The organism is Blautia glucerasea (genome assembly GCF_020537505.1).
Lineage (GTDB): Bacteria > Bacillota > Clostridia > Lachnospirales > Lachnospiraceae > Blautia_A.
Genome location: NZ_JAJBMO010000131.1, coordinates 1 through 317, shown reverse-complemented (window position 1 = coordinate 317; position 317 = coordinate 1). Strand labels below are relative to the sequence as shown.

Here is a 317-nt window from a genome sequence, read left to right as displayed (position 1 = left end):
GATTAATAAGGGAAAACTTGTAATGGATCATAAGAAACATAAAGTATTTTGGAATAATGTAGCGTTACATTTAACACGACAAGAATATAATTTTTTATACTTATTAGCGGTGACACCGATGAGAGTATACACATTTGAACAGATTTACCAGCTTGTATGGAAAGATTATTCTGTTGGTGATATTAAAAATATCATCTGGTGTCTGGTAAAGCGATTGAGAAAAAAGTTGAATGTCGTTGAAGACGGTGCCGGGAATTGCATTGTCAGTGTCAGGGATATAGGTTACAAATTTGAATTGAATAATGAAAACGAACAGC

1 protein-coding gene is annotated in these 317 nt (G+C 33.1%); it reads left to right on the top strand.

Translation table 11 applies throughout. From position 1 onward, the window contains the following. Window positions 1–22: 22 nt before the first annotated feature. Window positions 23–317: winged helix-turn-helix domain-containing protein (locus tag LIQ05_RS19580; protein ID WP_226822949.1), on the top strand; the 295-nt coding region annotated here is incomplete at its 3' end.